We start from the raw sequence: 13,410 nt of genomic DNA on the forward strand, positions 1-13,410 counted from the left end.
GTCAGTCTTCCTTGGGCACAGTCCAGAAGATCTGCACGCCGCCGTCATCGCGGTGGGCGAGGGTGACGTTGTCGTTTTCGGCGATTTCCTCGAGCAGGGTTTCCCAGTCGTCGGGCGACTCGTGCTCCAGGCGGAAGATCAAGGCCGCGCGGCTGCGCTGGGCGATGGGGCTGTTGATGATCTTCTGGATGCGCAGACCCAGTTGTTCGTAGGTGCTAGGGGATGCTGCAGAGGTACTGGCCACGGGGCTTTTCCTTGTTTTGCTGTATGCGCATACAGTATTTCACTGTAAGGCATTTCGCAACAGCGTGTAAGGCGAAAGCGTCTATGACCGCAGGGATGGAATTGGTTCACTCACGGGTGAATGCAGTTGCGGGTAAGCCCGCTCCTCCCACGTCCGCTCTGGGCACTGTGGGAGCGGGTTTACCCGCGAATGGGCCGGCTCAGACAACGCGCCGGCCCGACGTCATGGTAACGAATCAATACTCCCAGAAGATCCGCTGCAGCTCCTTGCTGTCCTGGGTCTTGGTCATCGCCACCATCGCCAGGATCCGCGCCTTCTGCGGATTCAGGTCATGGGCCACGACCCAGTCGTTCTTGTCGTCAGGCTGTTCGGCGTTGCGCAGCACGAAACCACCCTGATTGACGTGGGACGAACGAATGATCTGAACACCGTTCTTGCGCAGCTCTTGCAGGGCTGGCACCACCCGCGACGATACCGAACCATTGCCAGTGCCGGCGTGGATCAGAGCCTTGGCGCCATTTTGCGCCAGCGCCTTGTAAGCGGTGTCGGTCACGTTGCCGTAGCCATAGGCGATGTCCACCTGGGGCAGGGCGCTGATCTGCTTGATGTCGAACTCCGAGTTGACGGTATGGCGCTTGGCTGGCAGGCGGAACCAGTAGGACTTGCCTTCGACCACCATGCCCATCGGGCCCCAGGCGCTCTTGAACGCTTCGGTCTTGATGTTGACCGACTTGCTCACGTCACGGCCGGACTGGATCTCGTCGTTCATGGTCACCAGCACCCCTTTACCGCGGGACTGCTTGTCGCTGGCTACTGCTACGGCGTTGTACAGGTTGAGCATGCCATCGGCGGACATGGCGGTGCCCGGGCGCATGGAGCCGACGACCACGATTGGCTTGTCGGTCTTCTCCACCAGGTTGAGGAAGTAGGCGGTTTCTTCGAGGGTATCGGTGCCGTGGGTGATGACGATGCCGTCGACGTCCTTGCTGTCGGCCAGCTCCGCGACGCGTTTGCCAAGCTTGAGCAGGTCGTCGTTGCTGATGCTCTCGGAGGCGATCTGCATCACCTGCTCGCCGCGCACGTTGGCCAAGGTGGCCAGCTCCGGTACGCCGGCGATGAGTTTGTCGACACCGAGCTTGGCGGCCTGGTAGGTGGCGCTGTTGGCGGCGCTGGCACCGGCGCCGGCGATGGTGCCGCCGGTGGCGAGGATGACCACGTTGGCCAGTTTCTGCTGTTGCTCGGCTTCCTTGGCGCTAAGGCCGGTCGGCAGGATCAGCAACAGGGCGAGGGCGCTTGGGGCGAAGGTTTTCACTGCAGCATTCATGTTTTTATTTTCTCTCTTCCAAATGAGACGGTTGGCTGTGTCGCGCCCTAGAGCAGGCAGGTTTCGTACCAGCGGGGGCCGTGGCCCCAGCAAGGGCTGGATGAGGCCGTGATCAGGGCGCGTTACGACAAACCTGTGAGACTGGTTCGGGCTGCATGACAGCCTGTTCCGTTCGGTATCCCGAATGAGAGTAGGAAAAGGTGTTCGGTTTTTCGGAAATTTTTCGGATAATCCCGACGTACGCGGCCTGGGCAAAACCGCGTGAGGGATTTGACAAAAGCAGGTCTTGTTTCCATAGTTACGCAACGCAAACGTTTGCGATCCGATAAAAAACACAAGATTCGGAGTCAAATTCATGAAATTGCCATTCCCTGGCCGCTTGCTGGCCCTGGCTGTCTTCTCCACGCTTGCCCTCACACTCCCCGTGTCCGCCGCCCAGGCCCAGGACAAACCCAAGGTCGCCCTGGTCATGAAATCCCTGGCCAACGAGTTCTTCCTGACCATGGAAGACGGCGCCAAGACCTACCAGAAAACCCACGCTGATGATTTCGACTTGGTGGCCAACGGCATCAAGGACGAATCCGATACTGGCAACCAGATCCGCATCGTCGAGCAGATGATCGTCTCCGGCGTCAACGCCCTGGTCATCGCTCCGGCCGACTCCAAAGCCCTGGTGCCGGTGATCAAGAAGGCCATGGACGCGGGCATCACCGTGGTCAACATCGACAACCGCCTCGACCCCGACGTGCTCAAGAGCAAAGGCCTGAGCGTGCCCTTCGTCGGCCCCGACAACCGCAAAGGCGCACGCTTGGTCGGCGACTACCTGGCCCAGCAGAAGCTCAAGGCCGGGGACCAGGTCGGTATCATCGAAGGCGTGCCGACCACCACCAACGCTCAGCAGCGCACCGCAGGCTTCAAGGACGCCATGGAAGCTGCGCAGATGAAAGTGGTCTCGGTGCAGTCGGGCAACTGGGAGATCGACAAGGGCAACGCCGTCGCCGCCGCCATGCTCAATGAATACCCAGATCTCAAAGCATTACTGGCCGGCAACGACAGCATGGCCCTGGGCGCTGTGTCGGCGGTGCGGGCGGCAGGCAAGACCGGCCAGGTGCAAGTGGTTGGGTACGACAACATCCGCGCCATCAAGCCCATGCTCAAGGACGGCCGTGTGCTTGCCACCCTCGAGCAGCATGGCGCCGACCAGGCAGTGTTCGGCATCCAGGCGGCCTTGCAGATGCTCAAGGGCGAAAAGCCTGCGGTGGATGCCGACAACGTCATCCAGACCCCGGTCGAACTGGTTACCGAATGATGATTCGGCATCGCGGCGCCGGTTTCGCCGGTAGAACCGCACCCACAGGTACAGCAGGGTTTTCCAGGCCTGCGCAAGGTCTGTGGGCACCGGCTCACCCGCGTGGAGGCCAGCACAGCCAATACAAGACCGCTGCGTTCCCTGGGGCGGGGTGTCTGCCATGAAAGAAGCGAATGAGGTCACCCTTGCTGTCAGCGGCCTGGGCAAGACTTACACCCAGCCGGTGCTCGGCGATGTGACGCTGGAGCTGCGCGCTGGCGAAGTGCTGGCGCTCACCGGCGAGAACGGCGCGGGCAAGAGCACGCTGTCCAAGCTCATCAGCGGCCTGGAAACGCCCACCACAGGGCAGATGCGCTATCGCGGCGAGCCCTACGCGCCCGGCAGTCGCAGCGCGGCCGAGCGCCTGGGCGTGCGCATGGTGATGCAGGAGCTCAACCTGCTGCCCACCCTGACCGTGGCCGAGAACCTATTCCTCGACAACCTGCCCAGCCGCGCCGGTTGGATCAGCCAGAAACGCCTGCGCCAACTGGCTACCGCCGCCATGGCCCAGGTCGGCCTGGATGCCATCGACCCGGACACCCCGGTCGGCGAGTTGGGCATCGGCCATCAGCAGATGGTGGAGATCGCCCGCAACCTCATTGGCGATTGCCATGTGCTGATCTTCGACGAGCCCACGGCGATGCTCACCGCTCGCGAAGTGGAGCTGCTGTTCACTCAGATCGAACGCCTACGCCAGCGCGGCGTGGCCATCGTCTATATCTCCCATCGCCTGGAAGAGCTGCAGCGCGTGGCCCAGCGTATCGCCGTGCTGCGCGATGGCAAGTTGGTGTGCGTCGAGCCGATCCAGCGCTACAGCAGCGCCGAGCTGGTCAACCTCATGGTCGGTCGCGAGCTGGGCGAGCATATCGACCTCGGTCGTCGCGAGATCGGCCAGACGCTGCTCAAGGTCCACAAGCTCAGCCGTGGCGACAAGGTGCGCGAGGTGTCGTTCGAGGTCAGGGCAGGGGAGATCTTCGGTATTTCCGGCCTGATCGGCGCCGGACGCACCGAGCTGTTGCGCCTGATCTACGGCGCCGACCGCGCCGACAGCGGGCAGATCGAACTTGGCCAGCCCTTGCAGCCGGTCACCCTCGATTCGCCCAAGGCGGCGGTGCGCGCGGGCATCGCGTTGATCACCGAGGACCGCAAGGGCGAAGGCCTGCTGCTCACTCAATCGATCAGCGCCAATATTGCCCTGGGCAACCTGGGGGCGGTGTCCCGCGCGGGCATACTCGACGCCGAAGCCGAGCGCGCCCAGGCGCTGCGCCAGATCAATGCCATGCGCATCCGCAGCGCCAGCCCGGCCCAGGCCGTGGGCGAGCTCTCCGGCGGCAACCAGCAGAAAGTGGTGATCGGCCGTTGGCTGGAGCGCAACTGCCAGGTGCTGTTGTTCGACGAGCCGACCCGGGGCATCGATGTCGGCGCCAAGTTCGACATCTATGGCCTGCTGGCCGAGCTGGCGCGCCAGGGCAAGGCCTTGGTGGTGGTGTCCAGCGACCTGCGCGAGTTGATGCTGATCTGCGATCGCATCGCTGTGCTCTCGGCGGGCCGGCTGATCGACACCTTCGACCGCGAGCGCTGGAGCCAGGATCAACTGCTCGCCGCCGCCTTCGCCGGCTATCAGAAACGTGACGAACTGCTGCATGAAGCAGCTCCCAGGATGGACCCATGAAGACCACACCCCTCGACACCCCGGGCCGTGCCCCCGCGCGCCGCAGCGCCAATTACTTCGGCCTGGGTACCTACCTGGGCCTGGCCGGCGCCTTGTTGGCGATGATCGTGCTGTTCTCGTTCTTGAGCAGTCACTTTTTGTCCTACGCCACCTTCAGCACCCTGGCCAACCAGATCCCGGACCTCATGGTGCTGGCGGTGGGCATGACCTTCGTGCTGATCATCGGCGGTATCGACCTGTCGGTGGGCTCGGTGTTGGCCCTGGCCGCCTCGGCGGTCAGCGTGGCGATCCTGGGCTGGGGCTGGAGCCCGTTGCCTGCGGCGTTGCTGGGCATGGCCGTGGCGGCGCTGGCCGGCAGCGTCACCGGTGGCATCACCGTGGCCTGGCGCATCCCATCGTTCATCGTCTCCTTGGGCGTGCTGGAGATGGCCCGAGGCCTGGCTTACCAGTTCACCGACTCGCGCACCGCCTACATCGGCGATGCCTTCGCCTGGTTCTCCAACCCCATCGCCTTCGGTATTTCGCCAGCCTTCATCATCGCCTTGCTGGTCATCGTCGTCGCCCAGCTGGTGCTGACCCGCACGGTGTTCGGCCGCTACCTGATCGGCATCGGCACCAACGAAGAGGCCGTGCGCCTGGCCGGCATCGACCCGCGCCCCTACAAGGTGCTGGTGTTCGCCTTGATGGGCCTGCTCGCGGGCCTGGCCGCGCTGTTCCAGATCTCCCGCCTGGAGGCCGCCGACCCCAATGCCGGCGCTGGCCTGGAGCTGCAGGTCATCGCCGCCGTGGTCATCGGCGGCACCAGCCTGATGGGCGGGCGCGGCTCGGTCATCAGTACCTTCTTCGGCGTCCTGATCATCTCCGTGCTGGCCGCGGGGCTGGCGCAGATCGGCGCCTCCGAACCCACCAAACGCATCATCACCGGGGCGGTCATCGTGATCGCCGTGGTGCTCGACACTTACCGGAGCCGGCGCGCAGGCCGGCGGAACTGAACCCATGGCAACCATCAAAGACGTCGCGGCACTGGCAGGTATTTCCTACACCACCGTGTCCCATGTACTGAACAAGACCCGCCCGGTCAGCGAGCATGTGCGCCTGAAGGTCGAGGCGGCCATCGCCGAGCTCGACTACGTGCCCAGCGCCGTGGCCCGTTCGCTCAAGGCCCGCAGTACCGCCACCATCGGCCTGCTGGTGCCCAACAGTGTCAACCCGTACTTCGCCGAGTTGGCCCGGGGTATCGAGGACGGCTGCGAGCGCAACGGTTATTGCGTGATCCTCTGCAACTCCGACGACAACCCGCAAAAGCAGCGCAGCTACCTGCGGGTGTTGCTGGAAAAGCGTATTGACGGCCTGATCGTCGCCTCGGTCGGCCAAGACAGCGACCTGCTGGAAAGCTTGGCCTGCGTGCGCACGCCGATGGTCATCGTCGATCGCGCCCTGGATGGCATCGATGCCGACCTGGTACGCATCGACCACGAACAGGGCGGCTACCTCGCCACCCGGCACCTGCTGGACCTGGGTCACCGTGACATCGCCTGCATCGGCGGGCCGGCCGACTCAGGGCCTGCCCAGTTGCGCCTGGCGGGCTACCGTCGGGCCATGGCCGAGCAGGGCGTGGCGGAGGGTGAAAACCGCATTCTGCACAGTGACTTCAGCAGTCCCGGTGGCTACGACGCCGCGGTGCACCTGCTCGACGGCCCGCGGCCCACGGCGATCTTCGCCGGCAACGACATGATCGGTTTTGGCGTGTTGCGTGCGGCGGCCGAGCGCAACATCCACGTGCCGGGCGAATTGTCGGTGGTCGGTTTCGACGACATCGAGCTCAGCCGCTATGTGTACCCGCCGTTGACCACGGTCGGCCAGTCGATCCGCGAGCTGGGCGAAAGCGCCGCGCAACTGCTGCTCTCGCGCATCGCCACCCCCCGCAGCGGCGGCGTGGAGCAGCGCATCGTCGCCCCGCGCATCGTGTTGCGTGAATCCACCGGGCCGCGCCCGGACTTGTTCAATGATTACCGTTAAGGAGTGACCATGAGCGCCAAGGTCGTGGTGGTCGGCAGTCTCAACATGGACCTGGTGGCCCGCACCCAGCGTTTGCCCCGGCCCGGCGAGACGCTGGCCGGCGACAGTTTCTTCACCGTGCCCGGCGGCAAGGGTGCCAACCAGGCGGTGGCCGTGGCTCGGCTTGGGGCCAGCGTGGCCATGGTCGGCAACGTGGGCGACGACGCCTATGGCCAGCAACTGTGCAAGGCCCTGGAGCAGGAGGGTATCGATTGCCAGGCGGTGGGCGTATGCCCGGGCGTCTCCAGCGGCGTGGCGCTGATCATGGTCGATGCCGCCAGCCAGAACTCCATCGTCATCATCCCTGGTGGCAACGGCCAGCTGATGCCGGCGTCCGTGCAGCGTTTCGACGCTCTGTTGCAAGCGGCCGAGGTGATCATCTGCCAGCTGGAAGTGCCCATGGCCACGGTGGCCTGGACGCTGGCCCGTGGGCGTGAACTGGGCAAGACAGTGATCCTCAACCCCGCGCCTGCCACCGGCCCGCTGCCGTCGGACTGGTTCGCCCATATCGATTACCTCACGCCCAACGAGAGCGAGGCCGAAGCCTTGACCGGGCTGCCAGTGACCGACATCGACAGTGCACGCCGCGCGGGTGAACGGCTGTTGCAACTGGGCGCGGGCAAGGTGATCGTCACACTGGGGGCGCAGGGGGCGTTGTTCGTCAGCCCTGCGGGGAGCCGGCATTTTCCCGCCCCGGTGGTCCAGCCCGTGGACACCACGGCGGCGGGGGATACCTTCATCGGCGGCTTCGCTGCCGGCCTGGTGCGCGGCTTGGAGGAGGGCGAGGCCATCGCCTTCGGCCAGCGGGCCGCCGCGTTGTCGGTGACCCGCGTGGGCGCCCAGCCTTCGATCCCCTATTTGGCGGAGCTTGCGCCATGAAGAAGACCGGATTGTTGAACGTGGCGTTGTCCAGGGTGATCGCCGGGCTGGGCCACGGCGACATCCTGGTGATCGGCGATGCCGGGCTGCCGGTGCCGCCGGGCGTGGAACTGATCGATCTGGCCGTAACGCCCGGTGTGCCGGATTTCGCCAGTGTGTTGCAGGCGGTGCTGGAAGAGATGCAAGTGGAGCGGCATGTGCTGGCCGAGCAGATGCTCGAGGTGGCGCCACCGGCCCTGGCGCAGGTACAGGGGTTGCAAGGACAACTGGGCGTGCGAGAGCTGCTGACCCACCAAGCGTTCAAAGAGCTCTGCCGCCGGGCCAAGGCCGTGGTGCGAACCGGAGAGTGTAAGCCCTACAGCAACATCGCCCTAGTGGCGGGTGTCACGTTCTGAGGTCAAGGCTCACTCGCGGGTAAGCCCGGTCCTGCGCCGAACCCTGTAGGAGCGGGTTTCCCCCGCGAAGGGCCGCAACGCGGCCCCAATACCGAAGGCAACAAGGAGTGCCCCCATGCTCAAACACCTCCTCAAAGGAGTCATCCTTATGTCAGCCGTGGCCACCACCATCCTCCAGGCCGCCCCGCGTGATGTGATCATCGACACCGACCCGGGTGCCGACGACGTCGTCGCGCTGCTGCTCGCCATGGCCTCGCCCGAGGACCTGAACATCCGCGCCATCACCACCGTGGCCGGCAACGTGCGCCTGGACAAGACCTCGCGCAACGCTCGCCTCGCGCGGGAATGGGCTGGGCGCGAAGACATCCCGGTCTACGCCGGGGCAGGGCGCCCGTTGGTGCGCAAGCCGATCTACGCTGACGATATCCATGGTCGGGAGGGCCTGGAAGGGGTGAAGGTCCACGAGCCCAAACAGGGGCTGGCCCAGGGCAATGCCGTGCAATACCTGGTCGATACGCTGTCCCACGCCGAGCCTCACAGCATCACCCTGGCCATGCTCGGCCCGCAGACCAACCTGGCCCTGGCGTTGATCCAGAAGCCCGAGATCGCCAAAGGCATCAAGGAAGTGGTGGTAATGGGTGGTGCTCACTTCAATGGCGGCAACATAACCCCGGTGGCCGAGTTCAACCTCTACGCCGACCCCCATGCCGCAGAGGTGGTGCTGGCCAGCGGCGTCAAGCTCACCTACGTGCCCCTGGACCTGACCCACAAGGTTATTACCAGTGAAGCGCGCTTCAAGCAGTTGGCGGCCATCAACAATCAGGCCAGCCAGCGTGTGGTGGATATCCTCGATGCCTACGTCAAGCACGACATGGACCTGTACGGCATGCCCGGTGGCCCGGTGCACGATGCCAGTGTCATCGCCTACCTGATCAAGCCCGAGCTGTTCAGCGGTAGGCGGGCCCACCTGGAGGTCGACAGCCGTGAAGGCCCGACCTTCGGCCAGACCGTCGTTGACTGGTACGCGGTGCTCAAGCGTCCGGCCAATGTGCTGTGGCTGAACGAGGGCGATGCCCAGGGCTTTTTCGACCTGCTCAGCGAGCGCTTGGCTCGATTGCAATAGCGACGTGCGGGGCGTAGCGCTCGAACACCTGCTCGATGAAGCTGCGCGCTGCTTCGCTGCCGCGGTCGCGAACCAACAAGTCGATGGCGATCAGCAGCAGTTCTTCAGGGGTGCTGGGGCTGTAGGCGCTCTGGCCCTCGGCCCATTTGACCTTGATGTCGGCGTCGATGCTGTGGCTGCTCATGGGAGGCTCTCGTGGCAAGCCTGGGCTAAGGGTCGAACACCGGACCCTGGCGTTCGAAGGGAGGCGTTTGCGCTCCGGTTGTTGCAGTAAATCATGCCTTTGCATTCGTCGCACGACCGCTGGCGAATAAACCGCCAGGCGTACGGCGCAAAATCCAGTCACGATTCCCTTTCGCCATCAGGGGCCGGTTCAGGCAGACTTGCCCGGTTTTGCAACAAAAGTTGAGCGGAGCTGTCGCATGAGACAGTTCCCATGATGATTAGGAGGATTCATGTTCCGTACCCGTGCTTACCTGGCGACCTTGCTGGCGGCTGCAGTCCTGGCAGGTTGCAGCACAGGCGGTTCTTCCAGCGGTGGCGACAAGGCCCCAGGCACCTCGGCCGACAACGGCGGTCGCTGCGAGGCCAGCGGTGCCGACTTCACCATCGGCAAGCAGGCCACCCCGGCGCTGCTGGAGCAGGCACGCAAGGCCAGCGGTTCGCAACTGGCACGTATCCTCAAGCCTCACGACGTGATCACCCTGGAGTACCGCTCCGAGCGGCTGAACCTGAACGTCGATGACAAAGGCGTGGTGACCCGCGTCAACTGCGGTTGAGGTTTCGCCTGCGACAAAAGCGAACACCCACAAAAAACCCGCCATGAAGGCGGGTTTTTTGTATTCGTATCCGAATTACTCCGGACGAACCTGCGCAGCCTGCATGCCCTTCTGACCGCGTTCGGCAACGAAGGAAACGGACTGGCCTTCTTTCAGGCTCTTGAAGCCGTCGGTTTCGATGGCCTTGAAGTGTACGAACAGGTCGTCGCCGCCGCCTGCTGGGGTGATGAAGCCGTAGCCTTTTTCATCATTGAACCATTTGACGGTGCCGTTTTGGCGATTGGACATGGGGTGAATCTCCAGAAACATGGTTTTTTTTCGAGGTGCGATGTTGCCGAGGCTACGCAGCACCGGCGACATCATAGTCTAATTCTGCGTATCTAGCGCCTGTTACCTTCGCAGGATACTGATCCACGGCAAATAATGCGTGCATCGCCCCGCAAAAAGGCTCAGCTCTTAGGTGCGCAGGCCTGACGTACCACGGTTTGCGCCCGCTGCATCAGCTTGGCATCGACACCGTCCTTGCTGTCCAGGTCTTCGATTTCCGCCTTGGTGAAGTTCTTCTCGATCGCATCAGCGCCGCACTTGCAGTGCTGGTCCGCCGTTTTCGCATCGACACCTTGAGCCGACGCTACCTGGACGCACTGCTCCATGTAGGCGCCTTTCTTGCCGGCAGGCCACTCGGCATGTGCCGCCAGGGGCAGCAGCAGGGCGCTGGCGGCGGTCAGGGCCAGAAGAGACTGAAGTCGCATAACCACACACTCCTTGGGTTGGATCTCATCAAGAGTAGGATGCTTCAGAAACTCTGAGGTGGAATTTTCCGAACAAGTTCACCCAGACGGCTTAATTTCCAAATATTTCTGCCTGCCGCCCAAGCCGCGTGCTAGCATGCTCGGCTTGCAGCTGCACCCTGGCAGCTGTTTTCCATTTTTCTTTCCAGTCACTCTGGTTCGTCCCTGGTTGGCCGAAAGGCTCCTGCCACTGTGAGGCAGGCTTTCCCGCGGGAAAGGCAGGTCGGATCTTGTACTGGCTCATCCCAACCCATGTGACCTTTGGTAGGGGTCACCACTAGGAGAGGAGGCGCCATGCCCGTAATTACTCTTCCCGATGGCAGTCAACGTACGTTCGACAAGGCCGTCACCGTTGCCGAAGTCGCCGCCTCCATTGGCGCGGGCCTCGCCAAGGCCACGCTGGCCGGCAAGGTCGATGGCAAGCTGGTCGACGCCTGCGACCTGATCGAGAACGACGCCACGCTGCAGATCATCACCCCTAAAGATGAAGAGGGACTGGAGATCATCCGTCACTCGTGCGCCCACCTGGTCGGCCACGCAGTGAAACAGCTGTACCCGACCGCCAAGATGGTGATCGGCCCGGTGATCGACGAAGGCTTCTACTACGACATCGCCTACGAGCGCCCCTTCACCCCAGAAGACATGGCCGCCATCGAACAGCGCATGCAACAGCTGATCGACAAGGATTACGACGTCATCAAGAAGATGACCCCGCGCGCCGAAGTCATCGACGTATTCAAGAGCCGTGGCGAAGACTACAAGCTGCGCCTGGTCGAGGACATGCCGGACGAACAGGCCATGGGCCTGTACTACCACGAAGAATACGTCGACATGTGCCGTGGCCCGCACGTGCCGAACACCCGCTTCCTCAAGGCGTTCAAGCTGACCAAGCTCTCCGGCGCCTACTGGCGCGGCGATGCCAAGAACGAGCAGTTGCAGCGCGTGTACGGCACCGCCTGGGCTGACAAGAAGCAACTGGCTGCCTACATCCAGCGCATCGAAGAAGCCGAAAAGCGTGACCACCGCAAGATCGGCAAGCAGCTGGATCTCTTCCACCTGCAGGAAGAAGCCCCGGGCATGGTCTTCTGGCACCCGGCTGGCTGGACCGTCTATCAGGTGCTCGAGCAGTACATGCGTGGTGTGCAGCGCGAAAACGGCTACCTGGAGATCAAGACGCCGCAGGTCGTCGACCGCATCCTCTGGGAGCGTTCCGGCCACTGGTCCAACTACGCCGAGAACATGTTCACCACTTCGTCGGAAAGTCGCGATTTCGCGGTAAAACCGATGAACTGCCCGTGCCACGTACAGGTGTTCAACCAAGGCCTGAAGTCCTACCGTGACCTGCCGCTGCGCCTGGCCGAGTTCGGTGCCTGCCACCGTAACGAGCCGTCCGGCGCCTTGCACGGCATCATGCGTGTGCGTGGCTTCACCCAGGACGACGCCCACATCTTCTGCACCGAAGATCAGGTGAAGAAAGAAGCGGCCGACTTCATCAAGCTGACCCTGGATGTCTACAAGGACTTCGGTTTCACCGACATCGCCATGAAGCTCTCGACCCGTCCCGCCAAGCGCGTGGGCTCCGAAGAGCTGTGGGACCGCGCCGAAGGCGCCCTGGCCGATGCGCTGAACGAGTCGGGCCTGGAGTGGGAATACCAGCCGGGCGAGGGCGCTTTCTACGGTCCGAAGATCGAATTCACCCTGCGTGACTGCCTGGGCCGTAACTGGCAGTGCGGCACCCTGCAGTACGATCCGAACCTGCCGGAGCGTCTGGATGCCAGCTATATCGCCGAAGATAACAACCGTAAGCGCCCGGTCATGCTGCACCGTGCGATCCTCGGTTCCTTCGAGCGCTTCATCGGCATGCTGATCGAGCACTACGCGGGCGTATTCCCGGCGTGGCTGGCCCCGACCCAGGCGGTGATCATGAACATCACCGACAAGCAGGCCGATTTCGCACTCGAAGTGGAAAAATCCCTCAATGGGGCTGGTTTCCGTGCCAAGTCCGACTTGAGAAATGAGAAGATCGGCTTTAAAATCCGCGAGCATACTTTGCTCAAGGTCCCATACCTTCTGGTTATAGGGGACCGCGAAGTCGAAACGCAGACCGTTGCAGTACGTACCCGTGATGGCAAAGACCTGGGCTCCATGCCCGTCTCCCAATTCACTCAACTGCTCGCTGACGCCGTGGCTCAGCGCGGTCGCCTAGAATCGGAGTAATGACTATTAAGCGTGAAATGAGAAACGATAAACGAACTGCACCGAAAGCCCCGATCAACGAGAATATCTCGGCACGCGAGGTTCGGTTAATTGGCGCTGACGGCGAGCAGATTGGCATCGTCTCGATTGATGAAGCGCTGCGTATCGCTGATGAAGCGAAGCTGGATCTGGTGGAGATCTCTGCAGACGCGCAACCGCCTGTCTGCAAGGTCATGGACTACGGCAAGCACCTCTTCGAGAAGAAGAAGCAGGCCAACGAAGCCAAGAAAAACCAGAAGCAGATCCAGATCAAAGAAATCAAGTTTCGTCCAGGGACGGAAGAAGGGGATTACCAGGTAAAACTACGCAACCTGGTACGTTTCCTTAGCGATGGGGACAAGGCCAAGATCTCTCTGAGATTCCGCGGCCGTGAGATGGCCCACCAGGAGCTGGGCATGGAGCTGTTGAAGCGGGTCGAAGCTGACCTCGCCGAATACGGCACCGTTGAGCAGCATCCGAAGATGGAAGGACGCCAGCTTATGATGGTCATCGCCCCCAAAAAGAAGAAGTAATCTCCCGGGCACGGCAGGCCTGATGATTA

The 13,410-nt window shown here is 62.9% G+C and carries 15 protein-coding genes; 10 read left to right on the forward strand and 5 right to left on the reverse strand.

Features of this window, described 5'->3' with window-relative positions; translation table 11 throughout:
* Position 1: 1 nt before the first annotated feature.
* Positions 2–244: a DUF1654 domain-containing protein gene (locus tag HMPREF3173_RS05870; protein WP_043214811.1), complete on the reverse strand. Its 243-nt coding sequence runs from the start codon at positions 242–244 to the stop codon at positions 2–4.
* Positions 245–479: 235 nt separating this feature from the next.
* The gene (locus HMPREF3173_RS05875; RefSeq protein WP_043214809.1) at positions 480–1,568 is read right to left on the reverse strand and encodes an asparaginase; all 1,089 of its coding nucleotides are present in this window, start codon (positions 1,566–1,568) and stop codon (positions 480–482) included.
* A gap of 355 nt (positions 1,569–1,923) precedes the next feature.
* Here HMPREF3173_RS05875 and HMPREF3173_RS05880 point away from each other — a divergent pair, with 355 nt between their 5' ends.
* From HMPREF3173_RS05880 to HMPREF3173_RS05910, 7 genes are all read left to right on the forward strand, one after another.
* Entirely contained in the window at positions 1,924–2,877 is a 954-nt protein-coding gene (locus tag HMPREF3173_RS05880) for a sugar ABC transporter substrate-binding protein (RefSeq protein WP_070571889.1), read from the forward strand.
* A gap of 160 nt (positions 2,878–3,037) precedes the next feature.
* Positions 3,038–4,588, forward strand: a complete 1,551-nt coding sequence (locus tag HMPREF3173_RS05885) for a sugar ABC transporter ATP-binding protein (RefSeq protein WP_070571890.1) — start codon at positions 3,038–3,040, stop codon at positions 4,586–4,588.
* Entirely contained in the window at positions 4,585–5,580 is a 996-nt protein-coding gene (locus tag HMPREF3173_RS05890; RefSeq protein WP_070571891.1) for an ABC transporter permease, read from the forward strand. Before HMPREF3173_RS05885 ends, HMPREF3173_RS05890 begins: the two co-directional genes overlap by 4 nt.
* Before the next feature lie 4 nt (positions 5,581–5,584).
* On the forward strand, positions 5,585–6,607 hold the full coding sequence (locus HMPREF3173_RS05895) for a LacI family DNA-binding transcriptional regulator (RefSeq protein ID WP_043214798.1): 1,023 nt from the start codon (positions 5,585–5,587) through the stop codon (positions 6,605–6,607).
* Positions 6,608–6,616: 9 nt separating this feature from the next.
* The gene (rbsK, locus tag HMPREF3173_RS05900; RefSeq protein ID WP_070571892.1) at positions 6,617–7,525 is read left to right on the forward strand and encodes a ribokinase; all 909 of its coding nucleotides are present in this window, start codon (positions 6,617–6,619) and stop codon (positions 7,523–7,525) included.
* On the forward strand, positions 7,522–7,920 hold the full coding sequence (gene rbsD, locus HMPREF3173_RS05905; RefSeq protein ID WP_070571893.1) for a D-ribose pyranase: 399 nt from the start codon (positions 7,522–7,524) through the stop codon (positions 7,918–7,920). Before rbsK ends, rbsD begins: the two co-directional genes overlap by 4 nt.
* Before the next feature lie 115 nt (positions 7,921–8,035).
* Positions 8,036–9,043 carry a nucleoside hydrolase gene (locus tag HMPREF3173_RS05910; protein ID WP_070571894.1) on the forward strand — a complete coding sequence of 336 codons (1,008 nt, stop codon included), beginning with the start codon at positions 8,036–8,038 and terminating at the stop codon, positions 9,041–9,043.
* Here HMPREF3173_RS05910 and HMPREF3173_RS05915 read toward each other — a convergent pair.
* A complete protein-coding gene (locus HMPREF3173_RS05915) occupies positions 9,015–9,227 on the reverse strand; it encodes a hypothetical protein (RefSeq protein WP_070571895.1) in 213 nt (70 codons plus the stop codon). The genes HMPREF3173_RS05910 and HMPREF3173_RS05915 overlap by 29 nt on opposite strands.
* Before the next feature lie 271 nt (positions 9,228–9,498).
* Between HMPREF3173_RS05915 and HMPREF3173_RS05920 the strand changes: the two genes are divergently transcribed.
* On the forward strand, positions 9,499–9,822 hold the full coding sequence (locus tag HMPREF3173_RS05920) for an I78 family peptidase inhibitor (protein ID WP_070571896.1): 324 nt from the start codon (positions 9,499–9,501) through the stop codon (positions 9,820–9,822).
* A gap of 75 nt (positions 9,823–9,897) precedes the next feature.
* Here HMPREF3173_RS05920 and HMPREF3173_RS05925 read toward each other — a convergent pair whose 3' ends face one another.
* Together HMPREF3173_RS05925 and HMPREF3173_RS05930 are read right to left on the reverse strand one after the other, a co-directional pair.
* Positions 9,898–10,110, reverse strand: coding sequence for a cold-shock protein (locus tag HMPREF3173_RS05925; RefSeq protein ID WP_070091905.1), 213 nt, complete (start codon positions 10,108–10,110; stop codon positions 9,898–9,900).
* A gap of 161 nt (positions 10,111–10,271) precedes the next feature.
* Positions 10,272–10,574: a hypothetical protein gene (locus HMPREF3173_RS05930; protein ID WP_043215857.1), complete on the reverse strand. Its 303-nt coding sequence runs from the start codon at positions 10,572–10,574 to the stop codon at positions 10,272–10,274.
* A 333-nt stretch (positions 10,575–10,907) separates the two neighbouring features.
* Between HMPREF3173_RS05930 and thrS the strand changes: the two genes are divergently transcribed.
* Positions 10,908–12,830, forward strand: a complete 1,923-nt coding sequence (gene thrS, locus HMPREF3173_RS05935; protein ID WP_043215858.1) for a threonine--tRNA ligase — start codon at positions 10,908–10,910, stop codon at positions 12,828–12,830.
* Positions 12,830–13,381 carry a translation initiation factor IF-3 gene (gene infC / locus HMPREF3173_RS05940; RefSeq protein WP_170831750.1) on the forward strand — a complete coding sequence of 184 codons (552 nt, stop codon included), beginning with the start codon at positions 12,830–12,832 and terminating at the stop codon, positions 13,379–13,381. The genes thrS and infC overlap by 1 nt, the downstream gene beginning before the upstream one ends.
* The last annotated feature ends 29 nt before the right edge of the window (positions 13,382–13,410 follow it).

Origin of the sequence: Pseudomonas sp. HMSC08G10 (assembly GCF_001808425.1) — a bacterium.
GTDB lineage: Bacteria > Pseudomonadota > Gammaproteobacteria > Pseudomonadales > Pseudomonadaceae > Aquipseudomonas > Aquipseudomonas guariconensis.